Annotated in this window: 20 protein-coding genes and 2 pseudogenes; 13 read left to right on the forward strand and 9 right to left on the reverse strand. The window is 63.7% G+C overall.

The genetic code is table 11. The features are described 5' to 3' along the window. The first annotated feature begins 177 nt into the window (after nt 1-177). Genes CJD35_RS09885 through CJD35_RS09890 form a run of 3 tightly spaced genes read left to right on the forward strand, consistent with a single transcriptional unit; the run spans nt 178 to nt 875 of the window. The gene (locus tag CJD35_RS09885) at nt 178-426 is read left to right on the forward strand and encodes a hypothetical protein (protein ID WP_241763575.1); all 249 of its coding nucleotides are present in this window, start codon (nt 178-180) and stop codon (nt 424-426) included. A gap of 32 nt (nt 427-458) precedes the next feature. Continuing rightward, a complete protein-coding gene (locus CJD35_RS23395) occupies nt 459-587 on the forward strand; it encodes a hypothetical protein (protein ID WP_017181547.1) in 129 nt (42 codons plus the stop codon). 3 nt (nt 588-590) lie between these two features. Beyond that, nucleotides 591-875, forward strand: a complete 285-nt coding sequence (locus CJD35_RS09890; RefSeq protein ID WP_017181546.1) for a hypothetical protein — start codon at nt 591-593, stop codon at nt 873-875. Nucleotides 876-894: 19 nt separating this feature from the next. Here CJD35_RS09890 and CJD35_RS09895 read toward each other — a convergent pair whose 3' ends face one another. Together CJD35_RS09895 and CJD35_RS09900 are read right to left on the reverse strand one after the other, a co-directional pair. Next, nucleotides 895-1,686: a 3-hydroxybutyrate dehydrogenase gene (locus tag CJD35_RS09895; protein ID WP_017181545.1), complete on the reverse strand. Its 792-nt coding sequence runs from the start codon at nt 1,684-1,686 to the stop codon at nt 895-897. Beyond that, complete coding sequence (locus CJD35_RS09900; protein ID WP_017181544.1) at nt 1,683-2,858, reverse strand: patatin-like phospholipase family protein; 1,176 nt, start codon at nt 2,856-2,858, stop codon at nt 1,683-1,685. The genes CJD35_RS09895 and CJD35_RS09900 overlap by 4 nt, the downstream gene beginning before the upstream one ends. Before the next feature lie 146 nt (nt 2,859-3,004). Between CJD35_RS09900 and ypfJ the strand changes: the two are divergent. Next, nucleotides 3,005-3,876, forward strand: a pseudogene (gene ypfJ, locus CJD35_RS09905) (KPN_02809 family neutral zinc metallopeptidase). A gap of 2 nt (nt 3,877-3,878) precedes the next feature. Here the strand turns inward: ypfJ and CJD35_RS09910 are convergent. Then, nucleotides 3,879-4,196: a hypothetical protein gene (locus CJD35_RS09910; protein ID WP_244917180.1), complete on the reverse strand. Its 318-nt coding sequence runs from the start codon at nt 4,194-4,196 to the stop codon at nt 3,879-3,881. A 105-nt stretch (nt 4,197-4,301) separates the two neighbouring features. After that, nucleotides 4,302-4,499: a hypothetical protein gene (locus tag CJD35_RS09915; protein ID WP_017181541.1), complete on the reverse strand. Its 198-nt coding sequence runs from the start codon at nt 4,497-4,499 to the stop codon at nt 4,302-4,304. A 96-nt stretch (nt 4,500-4,595) separates the two neighbouring features. On the opposite strand from CJD35_RS09915, the pseudogene CJD35_RS09920 reads away from it, so the two are divergent. From CJD35_RS09920 to xth, 6 genes and pseudogenes are all read left to right on the forward strand, one after another. Continuing rightward, nucleotides 4,596-7,285: pseudogene (locus tag CJD35_RS09920) on the forward strand (bifunctional [glutamine synthetase] adenylyltransferase/[glutamine synthetase]-adenylyl-L-tyrosine phosphorylase). Next, a complete protein-coding gene (gene bcp, locus CJD35_RS09925) occupies nt 7,285-7,746 on the forward strand; it encodes a thioredoxin-dependent thiol peroxidase (protein ID WP_017181539.1) in 462 nt (153 codons plus the stop codon). The pseudogene CJD35_RS09920 and the gene bcp overlap by 1 nt, the downstream one beginning before the upstream one ends. Then, complete coding sequence (locus CJD35_RS09930) at nt 7,743-8,543, forward strand: ferritin-like domain-containing protein (RefSeq protein WP_017181538.1); 801 nt, start codon at nt 7,743-7,745, stop codon at nt 8,541-8,543. Before bcp ends, CJD35_RS09930 begins: the two co-directional genes overlap by 4 nt. A gap of 121 nt (nt 8,544-8,664) precedes the next feature. Then, nucleotides 8,665-9,378: a M23 family metallopeptidase gene (locus CJD35_RS09935; RefSeq protein ID WP_019051600.1), complete on the forward strand. Its 714-nt coding sequence runs from the start codon at nt 8,665-8,667 to the stop codon at nt 9,376-9,378. A gap of 80 nt (nt 9,379-9,458) precedes the next feature. After that, nucleotides 9,459-9,785, forward strand: coding sequence for an iron-sulfur cluster insertion protein ErpA (gene erpA, locus CJD35_RS09940; protein WP_017181536.1), 327 nt, complete (start codon nt 9,459-9,461; stop codon nt 9,783-9,785). A 135-nt stretch (nt 9,786-9,920) separates the two neighbouring features. Further along, nucleotides 9,921-10,694: an exodeoxyribonuclease III gene (xth, locus tag CJD35_RS09945; protein ID WP_017181535.1), complete on the forward strand. Its 774-nt coding sequence runs from the start codon at nt 9,921-9,923 to the stop codon at nt 10,692-10,694. A gap of 189 nt (nt 10,695-10,883) precedes the next feature. Here xth and CJD35_RS09950 read toward each other — a convergent pair whose 3' ends face one another. The 3 genes from CJD35_RS09950 to CJD35_RS09960 all read right to left on the reverse strand — a co-directional run bounded on the left by CJD35_RS09950 (nt 10,884) and on the right by CJD35_RS09960 (nt 12,797). Further along, complete coding sequence (locus tag CJD35_RS09950; RefSeq protein WP_017181534.1) at nt 10,884-11,219, reverse strand: hypothetical protein; 336 nt, start codon at nt 11,217-11,219, stop codon at nt 10,884-10,886. A 105-nt stretch (nt 11,220-11,324) separates the two neighbouring features. Next, entirely contained in the window at nt 11,325-12,293 is a 969-nt protein-coding gene (locus tag CJD35_RS09955) for a diacylglycerol/lipid kinase family protein (RefSeq protein WP_017181533.1), read from the reverse strand. Nucleotides 12,294-12,302: 9 nt separating this feature from the next. After that, nucleotides 12,303-12,797 (reverse strand): DUF2141 domain-containing protein, encoded by a 495-nt coding sequence (locus CJD35_RS09960; RefSeq protein ID WP_017181532.1) that lies wholly within the window; start codon nt 12,795-12,797, stop codon nt 12,303-12,305. A gap of 128 nt (nt 12,798-12,925) precedes the next feature. Here CJD35_RS09960 and lptF point away from each other — a divergent pair, with 128 nt between their 5' ends. Both lptF and lptG read left to right on the forward strand, forming a co-directional pair. Continuing rightward, a complete protein-coding gene (lptF, locus tag CJD35_RS09965) occupies nt 12,926-14,137 on the forward strand; it encodes an LPS export ABC transporter permease LptF (RefSeq protein ID WP_017181531.1) in 1,212 nt (403 codons plus the stop codon). 3 nt (nt 14,138-14,140) lie between these two features. Then, entirely contained in the window at nt 14,141-15,241 is a 1,101-nt protein-coding gene (gene lptG, locus CJD35_RS09970; protein WP_017181530.1) for an LPS export ABC transporter permease LptG, read from the forward strand. A gap of 1 nt (nt 15,242) precedes the next feature. On the opposite strand, the gene CJD35_RS09975 is transcribed toward lptG, so the two are convergent. Beyond that, entirely contained in the window at nt 15,243-16,310 is a 1,068-nt protein-coding gene (locus tag CJD35_RS09975; protein ID WP_095687014.1) for a fatty acid desaturase family protein, read from the reverse strand. A 144-nt stretch (nt 16,311-16,454) separates the two neighbouring features. Between CJD35_RS09975 and CJD35_RS09980 the strand changes: the two genes are divergently transcribed. Beyond that, nucleotides 16,455-17,612: a GNAT family N-acetyltransferase gene (locus CJD35_RS09980; RefSeq protein WP_026002115.1), complete on the forward strand. Its 1,158-nt coding sequence runs from the start codon at nt 16,455-16,457 to the stop codon at nt 17,610-17,612. Here CJD35_RS09980 and CJD35_RS09985 read toward each other — a convergent pair whose 3' ends face one another. Further along, a complete protein-coding gene (locus CJD35_RS09985; RefSeq protein WP_017181527.1) occupies nt 17,613-18,515 on the reverse strand; it encodes a diacylglycerol/lipid kinase family protein in 903 nt (300 codons plus the stop codon). It lies immediately after the preceding gene. Nucleotides 18,516-18,581 lie beyond the last annotated feature (66 nt).

Below are 18,581 nucleotides of genomic sequence, written 5' to 3' on the forward strand. Positions count from 1 at the left end.
GGCGGCCCTTGTAAACCCGTCCCGTCGATACTATTTCACAAGTGAAAGGAACGATCCGCCGCATCGCGTGGCGCGATGATCGTCCATCCTCCTGCGACATGCTTGATCCGCGCGCGTCCGACGAAGCGCATCCTGTTGCCCTGTTATCCCGATCCCTCGCGCAAAGGAGCCTGCTCCATGGCCCAGACATCCGCCTTCTGCCTTGCCCAGCAGTCGATCCATCACGCCCGTTCCCTGTCCGAAACCCTGCCCAACGCCCGTGGCGTTGCGCTGGCCGCTGCCAATGCCTGGGGCCGCGAAGCCAAGCTGGCCGCGAGCGCCGAACGCCGCCGCGCGACGCGCACGATCACGACGGAAGATGAGGCGATCGCCGCCGAATTTCGCGCTGAAGATGACGCCGAAGCCGCGTTGAACACGGCGCGCTGACCTCCCTCTCACATAGCGGAAAGATCCAGATCATGGCCAAGGGTCAGAAGAAATCGAACCGGGAAATCCGCAAGCCCAAGGCGGGAAAACCGCCCAAGGCCAATGCGTCCAACCCGTCTACCAAGCCCGGCCCGGTCGGCATCGTGACGTTGAAAAGCTGAACGATGACGACCGACACACCCGATCAGTCCGCGCCAGCGCCCGCTTCCAACCGCACATCGCCGGGTCGGCGCTTCACGCCGCACAATGCCGTGCGCCTGTCCCCGGCGGAAGCCGAACGGCAGGGCCGCGTCACCCGGATCGCGATCGAGAGGCTGGGCGCGCCTGCCGCGATCCTGTTCCTCAACAGCCAGCATGAGGGCATGGCCGACCGCCCGCTGCCGCTGGCGACGGCGAGCGAGGAGGGCCTGCAAGCGGTGCTGCGCCGGCTGGAGGCTGGCCCGGCCTGACGTCAGGCCGGGCGGCGCGTCATTGCGCCGTCCATCCGCCGTCAATGCTCATATTCGCACCAGTGATATTGGCGGCGGCGTCGCTGCACAGGAACAGCGCCATCGCGGCGACCTGTTCGACCGTCACGAACTGCTTGGTCGGCTGGCCCGCCAGCAGCACATCGTTCATGACCTGCTCGCGCGTCATGCCGCGCGCCTTCATCGTGTCGGGGATCTGGTTTTCAACCAGCGGCGTCCAGACATAGCCGGGCGAAATGCAGTTGGCGGTAATGCCACAGGTCGCGACTTCCAGCGCCACGGTCTTGGTGAAACCGGCCAGGCCATGCTTGGCGGTCACATAGGCGCTTTTGAACGGGGACGCGGTCAGCGAATGCGCGCTGGCGGTCTGGATGATCCGGCCCCATTTCTTGCTCTTCATATAGGGGACGGCCAGCCGCGTCGTGTGGAATGCGCTGGTCAGATTGAGCGCGATGATCAGGTTCCACTTGTCGACCGGGAAATCCTCGACCGGGGCGACATGCTGGGTTCCGGCATTGTTGATGAGAATATCGACCCCGCCAAAGGTAGCGGCGGCCTCCGCCATCATGGCCTCGATCTCTTCCTGCTTGGTCAGGTCATGGCCGCTATAGAGCGCCTTGGCCCCGCTCAGTTCCTCCAGACCCAACCGCTCCTTTTCGATCGCGTCCTTGTCGCCAAAGCCGTTGATGACGACATTCGCGCCTTCGCCAGCCAGCGCCTTGGCATAGGCGAGGCCGATGCCGGATGTTGATCCGGTGATCAAAGCGGTCTTGCCAGCGAGGGACTTGCTCATGCCTTTTTCTCCTTGAGATGATCGGGACGGTCGAGGTCAAACGTGGCGCTCTTGCCATCCAATATGTTGCGGGCGATCAGGTCGCCCTTGTGCATCACTTCTTCCACCGCGTCGCGGCCCTGGCTCCAATGGTCCAGCATCGTGGCGCGGGAAAATTCGAAATCCTTCGCGCCGCTTTCCCAGTTGCGGCTGCGGTAGATGAGGTGGACGATGTTGATCGATCCGGTTTCGACATATTGACGCAACTGCTGCGCATCCGCATCGTTCCGCAGCTCTTCGGGCAGTTTGTCGAGCAAAGCGCGGATCGTGCCATGTTCGCGCCGCAGCCGCAGATACTGGTCCGTCACCTGCCGGGTACGGCTGCTATATTGAATGTCCTTGGTCCGCGAATAGACGTCGGTCATCTGGCGCGGCATCGGCCCTTCGGCGGGGAACAGATCGACCTGAAACACCAGCATGTCTTCTGTCTGATGGTCCAGCACATGGGCCAGCGGCGTATTGGATACGATACCGCCGTCCCAATACCAGCGCCCGTCAATCTCGACCGGCGGCAGGCCAGGCGGCAGCGCGCCCGACGCCATGATGTGGCGCGCGTCGATCCGGGTGTTGCCGCCCGGCCCGCGCGTGTCCCAATAGGCGAAATTGCCCGTTTCCACATCGACCGCGCCAACCGAAAGCCGCACTGGCCCGTCATTCAGCAAGTCCCAGTCGATACAGGCGTCCAGCGTGTCTTTCAGCGGGGCGCTGTCGTAAAAGCTGATCGCGCCGGCCGATCCTTCGGGCATCATCGTCGCTGGCCACAGGCGCGGGCGGAACATGCCCGGCACACCAAAGGTCGCGACCGTCCCTGCGGCGGCCAGATGCGCGATCTCGCGGATATGGTCGATGTCGGGCAGCAGGATATTGGGCATTCCGCCCGATACGGTGTACCAGAATTTCTTGAGGCGGCTGATCCGCCGGTGGGGCGGGTTGCCCGCGATGATCGCGGCGTTGACCGCGCCGATCGATATGCCCGCAACCCAGCTGACATCGACCCCCAGTTCGTCCAGCCGTTCATAGACGCCAGACTGGAAGGAACCCAGCGCGCCGCCCCCCTGAAGCAGGAGCGCGACTTCGCGGGGGAGGGGCAAAGGCGTGCGGGCACGGCGGAGGGGCTTTGGCTGAATATCCATGATGCAGTGCAATATAGGCTTTGCGAACGGCAATCCAACTTTATGTCGCCAGATAAAATTTGCTTTGCCCGCAACCCTCTGGCCATTCCGGCGGTTTGCAGCATCCGGTGAATCGGCTAGGCACAGGCCTGAACAGGGAGGGCGTCATGCGTCTCGACGACGAACAGGAAAGCAGCCATTTCGAGGTGCAGGACGGCCGGGGCGGCGGAGGCGGCTTTGGTGGCGGGCTGGGGATGCTCCTGCCGCTGATCGGTAGCAGATTCGGGTGCGGCGGCATTGTCGTGGCGCTGATCATCATGATTGTCATGGGTATGAACCCATTGAGCCTGATCGGCGGCGGCGGGGGCGGCCAGCCTGTGCAGACGCAGCGCCCTGCGACGACCGAACTGACCGACATTCAGCGCACGTCGCTCAAAGTGCTGGGATCGACCGAGCGCCGCTGGGACGAGATTTTCAGGGCGGAAGGACAAAGCTATCCGCCGCCGACGCTGGTATTCTACAGCCAGAACGGCCAGTCAGGCTGCGGCGCGGCGCAGGCGGCGATGGGGCCGTTCTACTGCCCGCCGACCAGCGCATCTATATCGACACCGATTTCTTCAAGGAAATGGAGACGCGGTTCAACGCGCCGGGCGATTTCCCGATCGGCTATATCATCGCCCATGAAGTGGGCCATCACATCCAGACCATCACGGGCGAGGCGGACCGGATTCGCAGGGCGCAGCAGCGCGCATCGGAAGCGGAGGGCAATGCGCTGCAAGTGAAGATGGAATTGCAGGCGGATTGCTATGCCGGGGTGTGGGCGGCGCGCGACACCAATTTGATGGAAGCAGGCGACCTGGAAGAAGGAGTGCGCGCGGCAGAGGCGATTGGCGATGACACGCTGCAAAAGGCGGCGGGACGTCGTCCAGTGCCCGAAAGCTTTACCCATGGCAGCAGCGCCCAGCGCATGGCCTGGCTGCGCAAGGGCTTGTCGACCGGCGATCCGGCCCAGTGCGACACGTTCAACGGATCGCTCTGAGCCTATTGTCCTTGATCGTCGGTTGATTCGGCCTGATCTGCCTCCGGGTCGACCATCTGGCCGTTGGCGTCCGTTGGCGCGGCGCTCGGTTCAGGCAGGCCAGCGCCCGGCGCGAGCATCGGTTGCCCGGCTCCGGCCATTGGCTGGCCAAAGGCTGGCGCATCCGCAGGCGGGGGTGGCGGGACCGCCGGTTGCGCTACGGGCGCGGTGACGGACGGCGGTGGCGACGTGCCGAAGATGGCGGGCTGCGATGGGGAAGATTCGGGACGCCTGGGCAACACGTCCTGCACCGCCAGCACGACCAAGGGTGCTGCGATCACCGTGCAGATGGCAAAATTGCGGTATATCATCGCCTGGACTTCTTGCTGATCGACCGGGCGACAATATCCAAAATCGGTAAATAAATGCCTGTGCCGATCAGCGCTTTACCGGCTGAACACATCGAGCCGAGCCAGCAGGGCGGTCATATCGTCGGGCAGCCCATCGCGCGGCGGCGCGTAGGTAGAGCGCAGCGCATTGCCAACGCCTTCATAAGGCAGGGGAAGCGCGACAGTCACAACCCGTCCCTTGTCGCCTTGGCGACCCGGTGCCGATCGGCCGGACGATTTGCGCTGCATTTCCATGTCAGTAGAACGGACGTCGCAGGCAAAAGTTTCTGGCATTCGTCGCAAGCCCAAGCGATAGCGCGCGACAGCAGGCCCGGCGCAAGGGGAGAGACGATGGTGACGGACTGGCCCGAAACACTCGCGCGGATACGCGGCCATTCGCCCTTTCTGACGCGCGCGCTGGATCGCTACCCTGAAGTGGCGGCGGCGCTGGCGACCGGAGACATGGACGCGGCTCTGGCTGTGGCGCAGGCGCTTGGCCAGCCGGAGGATGGCGTCGCCCGGTCCTTGCGGCGGCGGCGCACGGGGATCGCGCTGGTGACGGCGGCTGCCGATCTGTCCGGGGCATGGGGGCTGGACCGGGTGACGCGCACCCTGTCCGATTTCGCCGATACCGCCGTGGAGGAAGCGCTGGCCGCCGCCATGGCCGAACGCTATCCCGATGCCGAGCATAAAGGGTTCGTCGTGCTGGCGCTGGGCAAGCATGGCAGCCGCGAGCTGAATTATTCGTCGGATATCGACCCCATACTGCTCTACGATCCCGCCACGCTGCCGCACGGCCCGCGCGAAGATCCCGCCGATGCAGCGGTTCGGATCGGGCGGCGGATGAGCGAATTGCTGACCGCGCGCGATGGCGACGGCTATGTATTCCGGGTCGACCTGCGCCTGCGTCCCTCGCCCGAAGCGACGCCGATCGCCCTGCCGGTGGAAGCGGCGATCGGCTATTATGAATCGACCGCGCTGGGGTGGGAACAGGCGGCCTTCATCCGGTCGCGCGCGGCGGCAGGGGACATGGCGCTGGGCGACTATTTCCTGCGCCAGATTCGCCCCTTCGTCTGGCGGCGGCATCTGGATTTCAGCGCGATCGACGCGATCGTCGACATCAGCCGCCGAATTCGCGACCATTATGCGCAGGGGCAGGCGTTCGGGCCGGGATTTGACCTGAAACGGGGCGGGGTGGCATCCGCGAGGTCGAATTTTTCGCGCAGGTTCACCAGTTGATCCATGGCGGTCGCGACCCGGCGCTGCGATCGGGCAATACGCGGCAGGCATTGGCGGCGCTGGCGCAGGCGGGGTTGATCGAGCCTGACGTCGCGGCGCGGCTGGACGAGGCTTATGTCCTGTTCCGCACCATCGAGCACCGGCTTCAGATGGTGGAGGATTTGCAGACCCACGAACTGCCCAAATCGGCGGAAGCGATGGACAATGTCGCGCGGCTCCATGGTGTGGTCGATGGCGACGCGCTGCTGGACCTGTTGCGGCCGCAGGTCGAATGGGTCGGGCAGAATTATGACCGGCTCAGCCCCGAACAGGATGACGCCTCCCTGTCGCAGGATGAGGCGCTGCTGGCCGGGCAACTGGTCGAGATGGGCTTTGCCGATCCTGAAACGGCGATGGCGCGGATCGCCCACTGGCGCGCGGGCAAGGTGCGGGCGCTGCGCAGCGGCCCATCGCGCGAAGCGCTGGAAAGCCTGCTGCCTGGCCTGATGCGCGCGCTGGCGACCGCGCCCGATCCTTCGCGCGCGCTCAACCGGCTGGACGACATGATCGGACGACTGCCCAGCGCGATCAATTTCTTCAAGCTGCTCGCCGCGCGGCCCGCGCTGGTCGCGCTGCTGGCGGAGATATTGAGTCATGCGCCGACGCTGGCCGATGCGCTGGCGCGGCGGGCGGAACTGATCGACGGCCTGATTGACGCCACGGCTTTCGACCCGCCGCCGCCGGTCGAGATATTGGCCGGGCAACTGGCCGCGCTGGAGCCGGGCGAGGATTATCAGGCCTTGCTCGACCGGGTGCGCCAGCGCGTGGGCGATCGCCGTTTCGCGCTGGGCGCGCAGATCATCCGGGGCGGCGATCCGCTGGAGGCCGGGCGCGGCTATGGCCGGGTGGCGGAGGCCGCGATCGAGGCGTTGGCGGCTGGGACGGTTGCGGAGTTCGAGGCTGCACATGGCCGGGTGCCAGGGGGCGAGATCGTCATTCTGGCGCTGGGGCGGCTGGGGGGCGGGGTGTTGACCCATGCATCGGACCTGGATGTCATCTTCCTGTTCACCGGCGATTTCCGCGCCGAATCCGACGGCCCCAAGCCTCTGGGCGCGACCCAATATTTCAACCGGTTGGCGCAGCGCATCGTCAACGCGCTGTCGGTCCATACCGCTTCCGGCCCGCTTTATGAGGTCGATACGCGGCTCCGCCCATCGGGCGCGCAGGGCCTGCTGGCGGTCAGTTTCGACAGTTTCGCCAAATATCAGCGCGAAGAGGCGTGGGCCTGGGAGCATCTGGCGCTGACGCGGGCGCGGCCGATATTCGGATCGGCCAAGGCCCGCACGGCGTTGGCCGCCATTCTGACCGAAACATTAGAAAAAGAACGCAATATCAATGATTTGGAGCGAGAGGCCGTCAAGATGCGCGGCGACATCGCAACCCATAAGCCGCCAGCGAGCGAACTGGACGTCAAATTGGTGCCGGGTGGTCTGGTTGATCTGGAATTTCTGATCCACATCAATCAATTCCGCTACGGCATGGCGTTCGACCCCGATCTGGGCAAGGCGCTGGCCATGCTGGTGGAGGCGGGCCATCTGCCTGCCGATCTGATCGAGGCCCATGCGCTCATCACGCGCTATTTGATTGTGTCGAGGTTAGTGTCGCCTTCTTCGACCGAACCGCCCGAAGCGACGCGCCCGCTGGTCGCCCGCGCCTGCGGTGCTGAACATTGGGACAGGTTGCTTGAAAGCTATGCCAAGGCGCGGCAAAGCATAGCCCAAGCCTGGGCTGCGCTCGCCGCGCCCTATCAGGAGGATATGTGATGCTGGTACAAGGCGACAGCGCGCCCGACGTCGCGCTCAAGGATGCTGATGGCGCGGATTTCACCCTGGCTCGCTATCGGGGCAAGCCGGTCGTGGTCTATTTCTATCCCAAGGCGGACACGCCCGGCTGCACCAATGAGGCCAAGGATTTCACCGAACTGGCCGGCGACTTTGCCGCGCTGGGCGTGCCGGTGGTCGGCGTGTCGAAGGACAAGCCCGCCAAGCTCAAGAAATTCGCCGACAAATATGGCCTGACGGTCACATTGGCGTCGGACGAGTCGGGCGATGCCTGCGAGGCGTTCGGGACATGGCTCGAAAAGTCGCTCTATGGCCGCAAATATATGGGGATCGAGCGGGCGACCTTCCTGATCGGTGCGGACGGCGTTGTCGCGCGGGTCTGGCCCAAGGTGAAGGTCAAGGGGCATGCCGCCGAGGTGCTGGAGGCGGCGAAGGCGCTTTGACCCTGCCCGACAGTGTCGGGGCGGCGTGCCGCCATGTCCTGCTGACTGCCGATCCCCATGCCAAGGTCATGGCTGCGCGCGCCGTCGCGCGGGCGTGGCGGCTGGGACGGCTGGCGCACCGCTTCGATGGGGCGATGCCCGATCAGCCCGCGCGCCCGGACGCGCCCGTCCTGCTGCATCCTGGCCAGATGCCCCGACGCGGCAAGATGGGGTCGGCGCGATCGCGCGTCGCCATGCTCCACGCGCTGGCCCATATCGAATTTGTCGCGATCGACCTTGCGTTCGACCTGATCGGTCGTTTCGGCGATCAGTTCCCGCCGGCCTTTGTCGACCAGTGGATGCAGGTTGGTGCTGAGGAAGCGATGCATTTCGCGCTGCTCGACCGGCGGCTGCGCCAGTGCGGCAGCCATTATGGCGCGCTCCCCGCCCATGACGGGCTGTGGCAGGCGGCGGAGGAAACGGCGCACGACGTTCTCGCCCGGCTCGCCATCGTCCCGATGGTGCTGGAAGCGCGCGCCCTAGACATCACGCCAGCGACGGTCGAGCGGTTCGAAGGGGCGGGCGACTTTGTGTCGGCAAAGTCCCTGCGCCGCATCATGGCGGATGAGATTCGCCATGTCGCCGCAGGGACGACATGGTTCCTTGCGGCGACGAACCGATTGGGGCTGTCCGCCCCAAATCATTACCAAATGCTTGTGAAAAGGCATTTTCGTGGTTCGGTTAAGCCACCGTTCAACGACTCAGCGCGTCGGCAGGCCGGTTTGACGCTAGAATTCTACGCCGCGCTTGCAACATGACCGCCGATTTGCAGTCTGCCTAACAGCGGGGGCGATCCAGGTCGCCAAAAAGTAACACGGGAAGCGCCGAGGGGCATAAGCCTCCGGTGACATAGTCGGGGTCGGCATGTTTGAACGTCATATGATCAATACTCGTGGTGCGCGTTTGTTCCAATCTGCCGTAAAGGCGACAAAGATTTTCGCAGGACTCGGTATCGCGGGCGCACTCTGCGCCGCTGCATCGGCCAATGCGACGGAAACCGACGATCCCTATGGCGATGCGTCGGAAATCAACACCAGCGCCCTTGGGCCGCAGGATGTCGGTTTCTCTAACCTCTTCTCCAGCCTTCAACGCCTCGATGGCAATGCCAAGACCGCTGCCTATATCCCGTCGGGCCGCCCGGTCGAAAAACTGGCGCTGACCTCCAATTTCGGCGTCCGGTCTGATCCGTTCAATGGCAGCGCCCGGATGCACAAGGGCATCGATATTCCCGGTCCCGTCGGCACGCCGATCCACGCCACCGCCGACGGCATCGTCAACCGTGCTGGCTGGGCCAGCGGTTATGGCAATCTCGTCCAGATCTCTCATGGCAATGGCATGGAAACGCGCTACGGCCATATGTCCAAGCTGCTGGTGCCCGCCAACAGCTTCGTCAAGCGCGGCCAGATCATCGGCCTGATGGGATCGACCGGCCGCTCGACCGGCAGCCACCTTCATTATGAAGTCCGTGTTGACGGAGCCGCGATCAACCCGCTGCCCTTCGTCGCTGGCACCGACTATCTGGTGGCGATGAACAACAAGCCCCCGGTCGCCATGGGCGGCCCGACCAAGGCGCAGGAAAAGAGCATCGACTGATCGCGCTTTTATCGACTTTCGTAAAAGGCCCGGTACCCTATGGGTTGCCGGGCCTTTTGCGTCATCCTATCTAGGGTAGCATGACCGATATTGATCTCACCTCATCTGCCGCTGCCCGTGTTGCCGCGATCGCTGCCAAGCAGGGCAAGCCTGCGATCCTGCGGCTGGCGGTGGAGGGGGGCGGCTGCTCCGGCTTCCAGTATCGCTTCGGCCTGGCCGATGCGGTCGAGGCGGATGACCTGGCGGTCGAGCGCGACGGGGTGACGCTGGTGGTGGATGACGTCAGCCTGGACCTGGTGCGCGGGTCGGCGGTCGATTTCGTTTCCGACCTTGGCGGCGCGGCGTTCAAGGTGACCAATCCCAACGCCACTGCTGGCTGCGGCTGCGGCACGAGCTTCTCGGTCTGATTTCATCCATGACGTGCTCCCGCGAAGGCGGGAGTCCAGTCGAGCCATCGGAACGGGGCTGCCGCCTTCGCGGGAGCGCATTTCATGCTATGGGCGGGGCATCGACATTGGAATCGAAACGGATTGGGTTAGGTCATGCGCATCGCCACCTTCAACATCAACGGCATCAAGGCGCGCCTGCCGCGCCTGCTGGAATGGCTGGACGAAACGCGGCCTGACATTGCCTGCCTGCAGGAAATCAAGACGTCCGACGAGACCTTCCCGGCCAAGGATATAGAAGCGGCGGGCTATGGCGTCATCTGGCACGGGCAGAAGGGGTTTAACGGCGTTGCTATCCTGGCGCGCGGCGAAACCCCGGTGGAAGTGCGGCGCGGGCTGGAGGGCGAGCCGGAGGACGAGCATAGCCGCTATCTGGAAGCGGATGTGAAGGGCGTGCGCGTCGCCAGCATCTATCTGCCCAACGGGAATCCGCAGCCCGGCCCCAAATTCGATTACAAGCTGCGCTGGATGAAGCGCCTGCGCGCCCGTGCGGCGGAAATCTGGGTGGAGGAAGTGCCCGCGATTCTGGCAGGCGACTATAATGTCATCCCGCGCGACGATGATGTCTATTCGGTCAAGGCGATGGCGGACGACGCACTGATGCAGCCCGAAAGCCGCGCCGCCTATCGCCGGTTGCTGGCCGATGGCTGGACCGACGCGCTGCGCAGCCGCCATCCCGCGGGCGGGGTGTGGACCTATTGGGACTATCAGATGAACGCCTGGCCCCGCGACGCGGGCTTCCGCATCGACCATCTGCTGCTCAGCCCCGCCGCCGCCGACCGTCTGGTCGATGCGCAGGTGGACAAGGAGTTCCGCGGCAGAGAGAAGGCCAGCGACCATGCGCCGACCTGGGTGGAATTGCGGGGCTGAGGAAGGGCGGTTTGGGTGGGTAGCCGCCGTGCCCTTCCCACACCGTCATCCCCGCGAAGGCGGGGATCCATTTCCCGCCTTCGCACCGTGTTGAGAGTTTGGGAGATGGGTTCCCGCTTTCGCGGGAATGACGAAAAAGGGTGGTTAGCGGACTGGCGACTTCGCTCGCAGTTTCAGGTGGAAACAGCCTTACCGCTTTGCGCGAAACAGTTCTCTTTGCGCCTGATTGATAGAAAGCTCATCCCAATCAACCTCACGCATTGATGGCGGGAAGCTTTCTCGCCGGTCATCATAGTCGTAGAATAGCGTTCCATGTATCCCCTGCGCTTCGCTCTTCAGAATGGGGCGATCCCAAAGAGGCGAAATAACGCGGCCCGCTTCGGCATCCCCAAGACGCGCAAACACGTCCTCAATGATTGCCATGTCACTATTCCCGACAAAAATCGCACCAAATTCATCGTCAGTGGCTTGAAACAGGCTGAAGGTCGCATTGAGCGCACCGTCAATGATCTGGATGTTTTTCATGAGCTTATTATGCGGAGGGCTGTGACGAACAGCAATGCTTTCGAGCGTCCGGTTTTGAGCCGAATTGCGAAGTTGCTTAGCGTCGGCAAATGGTCGCGTCTCGCCCTAAGCCGCCAGCCGCAGGAACGGTACGGGCTGGGTCGATCGCAGCACGATCGGCTTGCCTTCCGACGCTTCGAACAGTTCGCCGTCCAGAATGACGCTGCTGTGATTGCCCTCGATCCGGATGGTGTCGCCCTGTTCCAGATGGATGCCCTGCATCTGGCTCTTGCCCACGCGCTTGAAGAGGCTTGCAAAGATCAGGCGCAGCAGGGCTGGCAAGCTCTGTTCCACCGCCATCAGCTTCATATTGCCCCGGCGGCTGTCGCCCGGCTGGACGCCGAGCAGCAGTCGTTCCAGCGTGGTGACGATCAGCACGGAGAATCGCCCGGCCAGTTGCCCGTCGCGGATCAGGGATATGCTGACCGGCTTGCTGGATGGCGGCAGGAATTTGGCGCGGATGCCGAAAATCAGGGAAACCAGCACCGCCATCGCCGTCAGGAAATGGCTGAGGCCGTTGGACAGGCCCAGCGGATAGATCTGGTTGCGGCAATAGAGCATGTAATCGGCCAGCCCCGCGCCGCCCAAAAACATGCCCAGCACCGGGCGGCTGCCGACCTGCCCGTCCGACAGGGCGATCAGTTCGCGCGCGACGACATGGTCGTCAACGCCAGCCTTGGCCAGCGCGACGATTCGTTCCAGCGCCTTGATGGGATCGCCATGGATGCCAAGGTCGAGCGCGATCAGGTTGGTCTTGCCATTGGGCAGCACGGCGATGGGCGGCACCCGGCCCTTGAAATGTTCGCCCTGGTAAAGCTCGGTCAGCGCCGCCTGCACCGTACCGTCGCCGCCATTGATGACGATGACGACGGGATCGACGCGGGCAATCGTCTGGAGCGCGCGGCCGATCTGGTCGACATGCTCCACTTCATAATGGAAGATGTCCGGGTTGCTGGCGCAATAGCTGCGAACGCGCGGCAGGGTCTGGCGGTTGCCCGTGGACTTGGGATTGGACAGGAGCGCGACGCAGACCATGGCTTTTGATCACATATATTTGAGGGTGATGGTGATTTTCGTCACGCCGGGACCGGCATAGAAAGCGGCCTTTTCGACCCCAGGCTTGCCCAGATTGAAGATGTTGATCGACGGATTGTTGGAAAAACCACCGCCGTCGCGGCTGATGTCGGTCTTGCCATTGCCATCGCGATCATGACGCACGGCGATGCCATATTTGCCCGGCTGCGGCACCGGCATGCAAAAGCGCATCGTGCCATTGGACGGGCGAACCGGAATGTCGATACGATTGAGCCATTCGCCCTTGCTCAACCAGGCGGATTTGGTGGCGGGGTAGGATTGGACGCGCACCTTGCCGGTTTCCGCCGCAAAGCCGCGCACGTCGACCAATACGGCCGGGCCGTTCCGGCTGCCGCCGCAACGTTCCAGATCGTTGGGAATGACCTGACCATGGGCCATTGCCGGGATAGCTGCGATCATCGCTGCCACCGACATCAGACCCACTGCAACTTTTACCATGACCATTAGACTCCTGGAAGCTATAGCCGCCCGATCGGGTCGGACGGCAGCCCCTGTTCGCCCCGCTATTTTCCTGATTCCAATATGGAATGGGTTTGCGGCCAAAACATGGTGATGGGACGACGACTTAGAGAATGCTGACCGCCACCGACCGTTATCTTGCCCGCCTGATCGCGGTGCCCATGCTGGGTACGCTCGTGATCGCCGCGATGCTGCTGGTGCTGGACAAGATGCTCAGCCTGTTCGATTTCGTCGCGGCGGAAGGCGGGCCGGTCAGCGTCGTGTGGCGGATGCTGGCGAACATGCTGCCCGAATATCTCTCGCTCGGCATTCCCATCGGCCTGATGCTTGGCATCCTGCTGGCCTTCCGCAAACTGGCGCTGTCGTCGGAACTGGACGTGATGCGCGGGGTCGGCCTGTCCTACGGGCGGCTGCTGCGGGTGCCGTACATGTATGCGATTGCGCTCGCGCTGCTTAATTTCGGCATTGTCGGCTTCGTCCAGCCGCTGTCCCGCCACGCCTATGAAGCGCTGCGATTCGAATTGCGGTCGGGTGCGCTGGGTGCGTCGATCAAGGTCGGCGAGTTCACCAATCTGGGCAAGCGGATGACGATGCGGATCGAACGCAGCCTGGACGGCGGGCGCAATCTGCAGGGGATTTTCGTCCGCGCGGTCAGCCGGGACGGACAATCGGTCGCGGTCACGGCGGCGCAGGGCATGTTCCTGGCGACGGACGATCCCGACACGATCATCTTCCGCCTGCGCGACGGCGTTCTGGTCAACGACGCGCCCAAATATAAGACGCCGCGAATCCTGTCCTTTTCCAGCCACGACCTGCCGATCGACCTGCCGCAGATCGAAAATTTCCGCGGGCGCGACGTCGATCGGGAAAAGACGATCCCCGAACTGATCGTCATAGGCCGCGATCCGGCCACCCCGGACAAATTGCGCAACGAAGTGCGCGCCAATTTCCACTTCCGCATGGTGGAAGTGGTGATGATGATGCTGTTGCCGCTGGCAGCGCTGGCCTTTGCGATCCCGCCCAAGCGGTCGACATCGGCGCTGGGCGTGTTCCTGTCGATCATCTTCATCGTGACCTATCACAAGGTCAACCAATATGGCGAAAGCGTGGGCGCGCTGGGCAAGGTCGACCCGATCATCGCGCTATGGGGACCATTTCTGCTGACGGCGGGCCTGATCTTCTGGATGTATCATGTCATCGCGCACCGCCCCGGCGGGCAGCCGATCGGCGCGCTGGAAGTCGCCTTTGCCAAGGTGGGCAAGCAGATCGTGCGCCTGTTGCGGCTGGGCCGTCGACGCCCGCCCGCGGCGGAAGGAGCCGCCTGACCCATGCAATTTGCTTTCTTCCCCTCGCGCCAGATCAGCTGGTACATGGCGCGCCTGTTCCTTACGCGGACGCTGGCGGTGCTGGCGCTGCTGGTGCTGGTGCTACAGACGCTCGACCTTCTGGGCCAGTCAGGCGACATCCTTGCCTATCCCGGCAATGGCGACGCGCAATTGTGGCATTATGTCGGCCTGCGCGTGCCGCAGATCGTGGCGCGCTTCCTGCCTTTTTCGGTGCTGCTCGGTACGCTGGTGATGCTGGCGACGCTGAACCAGAATAGCGAAATCATCTCGATGAAGGCGGCGGGCCTGTCCGCGCACCAGATATTGGCCCCGCTTGTGGTGTCCGCGCTGGGCGTTGCGATCATCAGCTATGCCTTCAACGACCGGATCGTCGCCCGGTCCACCGCGGCGCTCAGTGCCTGGCAAGCGGTCGATTACGGCCCGATCCCGCGCGATAGCGGGGTCAAAAGCAATCCCTGGGTGCGCGACGGCAATAATCTGGTCAACGCCGCCATCGTCGCCGGGCGCGGTACGCAGGTGCAGTTGCGCAAGGTCGAGATTTTCAACCGCATCAACAACAGCCTGACGACCATCATCCAGGCGCCGCGCGGCCATTATGACGCGGCGGACAAGAGCTGGGTGCTGGAAGAGGCGCGCCAGTTCGACGTGGCGCGCGGCACCGTGACCAATGTCGGCACGGTGCGTTTTGGCCGCGACATTCGCCCTGACCAGTTCACCCTGGCCAAGGTCGATCCCGATGCCCTGACCTTCAGCCAGCTTCAGGCCGCGATTTCCGACCTGCATGATGCCGGGCGACCCACGGCGGAGTTGGAGGCCAATTTGTGGCACAAGCTGTCCGGCCCGCTTTCGGCCCTGCTGATGCCGATATTGGGGTCGGTCGCGGCGTTCGGGCTGGCGCGATCGGGCCAGTTGTTCGTGCGCGCAGTGATGGGCATGGCGCTGGGCTTTGCCTATTTCGTCGCCGACAATTTCTCGCTCGCGATGGGTAGCCTGGGCGCTTATCCGCCGTTTCTGGCGGCCTGGGCGCCCTTCCTGCTGTTCCTGCTGGTCGGTGAGACTGTGCTGTTCAGGACGGAAGAATAGCCTAGCGCGCCACCATGGTGCTGCGGGCGATCTTGCCGACCAGCGGCATCATCCCGCGATAATTGCCGCGATGATAGGGCGATTGCGGGTCCAGCGTCGCCACCAGCTTGCGGTGCGCGGCGGCCAGATTGTGATAGGGCACGCTGGGCAGCAGGTGGTGCAACGCATGATAGCGCAGGCCGACCGGCGCCCATAGCGCAGGCAGGCTGCCGGGCGGGGGCACATTGACCGAATCGAGATATTGCGCCGTCACGGTCATCGGTTCGCCTTCATTCTCCCACAAATGCGCGACCAGAGTGCGCAGCTGGTTGATGACGGTCATCGCCGAATGGACGGCCATATAGACCAGCAACGGCTTCCACCCGACCACGAACACGCTGCCGACCAGCGCCAGCGCGAACAGGGACGCGCCAGCCTCCTGCCACGCCCACATGCGGGCGAAGGCCCCTTCGGGCTTGCGGCGGCGATAGGCCGGATTGATCGACAGCGCGGACAGTTCACCGATCATCTTCGCGCGGAGCGGCGGGATGATAAGGGACAATGGCGTCAGCACAGCAAAGCGCAGGATAAGGCCGACAGGCGCCAGCGCGGCGACGAGGATGAACAGCGGCAGCGACCAGGGCTTCATGAGCGCGAGCGGCAGATATTCCGGATCTTCCGCCGTGCCATAGCGGGTGCGGGCGTGATGCTGGGTATGGACGCCTTCATACATGAAGGACGGGATCATCAGCGGAATGCCCACGATCAGGTTCCACGCGGCGCGGAAACCGGGCAGCGCGCCGGCGCGGATATGGGTGAGTTCGTGGATGAAGCTGGCCGCCCGATACAGCGCCAGCATCGCAATCACCGCGCAGGCTATGGCCAGCGGCACGCTGTCGATCAGGATAGCACCCGCCAGCGCACCCCAGCCGATCAGCGCGGACGCCAGCATGTCGGGCCAGTAGATGCGCGGATTGGCGGTGGACAGGTCGCGCGTCAGGTCGGCCGCCGCACGCAGCATCGCCACGTCATCGGGAATGGTCACACGGGCGCGCTGCGCGGCGGCAAGGATGGGATCATGCACAGTCATGGCAGGCGTCCTAATCTCCAAATGCGCTGACATCGTGGCAGCACGATGACATTATCCGCCCAATAGCGGGCTGGCGGCGGGCTGTGATTGACAATCCGCAAACAAGCGGCGAACTGCTGCCATCTTTTGGTGAAAGCGGCAGCCGTGGCACATTCTGATCTGGTGATTACGCCCGTTTCGGGCAAGGGCGACCTCAAGGCGTTTATCGACCTGCCCTGGTCGATTTACGCCACGGACCCCAATTGGGTGCCGCCGCTGAAGGCGGAAATGTACGAATTGCTGACGCCCGGCAAAAATCCCTTTTTCGAACATGCCAAGGCGCAATATTTCCTGGCTCGTCGCAACGGCCGTGTCGTTGGCCGCATTTCGGCCCATTATGACGAACTGGCGCTGTCGATGCCGCCGGAACAGGGCATGGGGCCGGGGACCGGCAATTTCGGCCTGTTGGAGGCGGAAGATGATGCGATTGGCGCGGCGCTGATCGCGCAGGCCGAGCAATGGCTGCGTCAACAGGGCATGACCCGCGTGGTCGGTCCGATCTCGCTGTCGATCTGGGAAGAGCCTGGCCTGCTGATCGCCGGGCATGACCATCCGCCGACGGTCATGATGGGGCACAACAGCCCGACCTATCAGGCGATGATCGAGGGGGCGGGGTATCAGCCGGTCAAGACCCTCAACTGTTTTGAGCTGGACATCACCCAGAATTTCCCCCCGCTGATCCAGCGGATCATCGCTTCGGGCCAGAAGAACGAGCGCATCCGTATCCGCAAGGTCGACAAGTCGAAATTCGATGCGGAGGCGGCGATCATCCTCAACATCCTGAACGACGCCTGGGGCCGCAACTGGGGCTTCGTGCCGATCACCGATGCGGAAATCGCGCATACCGGCAAGAAGCTGAAACCCATCGTATTCGAAGATCTGATCATGGTCGCCGAACTGGACGGTGAGCCGGTCGCCTTCATGATGACGCTGCCCGACCTTAACGAGGCGATCAAGCCGCTCAACGGCGCGCTGTTTCCCTTTGGCTGGGCCAGGCTGCTCTGGTGGCTGCGCAAGCCCAAGGTGCGCACGATGCGCGTGCCGCTGATGGGCGTGCTGCAACGGCTGCAATCGTCCCGGCTGGCCAGCCAGCTGGCCTTCATGATGATTGAGGCGATAAGGCTAGAAGCGATCGCCCATTATGGCGCGACCCGTGGCGAGATCGGCTGGGTTCTGGATGACAATCAGGGCATGAACGCCATTGCGCAGGCGATCAACAGCAAGGTCAACAAAGTCTATCAGCTGTACGAAAAGCCGCTCTGATCATGGATCGGCGGGCACTGCGACATCGACAGCGCCCGCTGCAATCCGCGCCACGACCGGCGTTTTCGCCAGCACTTCGCCGTCGATGGATATGCGCTGGCGCGGGCGGGTGGTGATGGTGAAGGCCTTGCCATGCCATTCCTGCGTATGCGCGTCGCGATCGCGCAGCTTGACGAATTTGGCGTACCAGTCCCACGCCAGCCGCGGCTTGCTGCGCCCGACGACCGCCTGGACCACGATTTCGCCGCTATCGACGTCGGCATGATCGGACAGTTCGACCCCGCCATGAAAGGGGCCGTTCAGGATGCGTACTTCGGTGGACCATAGCCGCCGTTCCTGCTGGCCATCGTCGATGATCAGGCGGAAGGCGCGGAAGCCGACCGAACATTTGATCGCCCATAGCAGATAGCCGATCCGCCCCAGATAGCGTTTCAGCTTGTGCGGCACCGTCCGGCCGATCATTGGCGACAGGCCGAGCGAGGCGGCGTTGACGAAATAATCCTGGTCGATCATGCCCAGGTCCACCCGGCGTCGGCGTCCGTTGGCGATGGCCGCGATCGCGCCGTCCAGATCGAGCGGCAGGCCCAGTGTCCGCGCGAAACTATTGGCGGTGCCGAGCGGCAGGACGGCGAACACGCAATCCTTGCCGACAAACTGGTCGACCGTGCTGGACATGGAGCCATCGCCGCCGCCTACAATCACCATCGGCGCGCCATCGGCAATCGCCTTCCCCACGGTTTCTTCCATCAGTGCGGGGTTTTTGACTGCATGGGCGGCGAGCAGGTCGATGCCCGCCTCCTCCAGTTTTTCCTTCGCCTCCGCAAAGAGCGCTTCGCCCTTGCGGCTGTGCGCGTTGACGATCAGCGCGGCCTGACGCGGGAGGGGGCGATTGGAGGATTTCATTATCATGCCACAACAACTCGCGAAGGCGGGTTCGGCTCCGGGGAAACCATGTCCCGCTGGATCGTT

Origin of the sequence: Sphingobium xenophagum (assembly GCF_002288285.1) — a bacterium.
Classification (GTDB): Bacteria; Pseudomonadota; Alphaproteobacteria; order Sphingomonadales; family Sphingomonadaceae; genus Sphingobium; species Sphingobium xenophagum.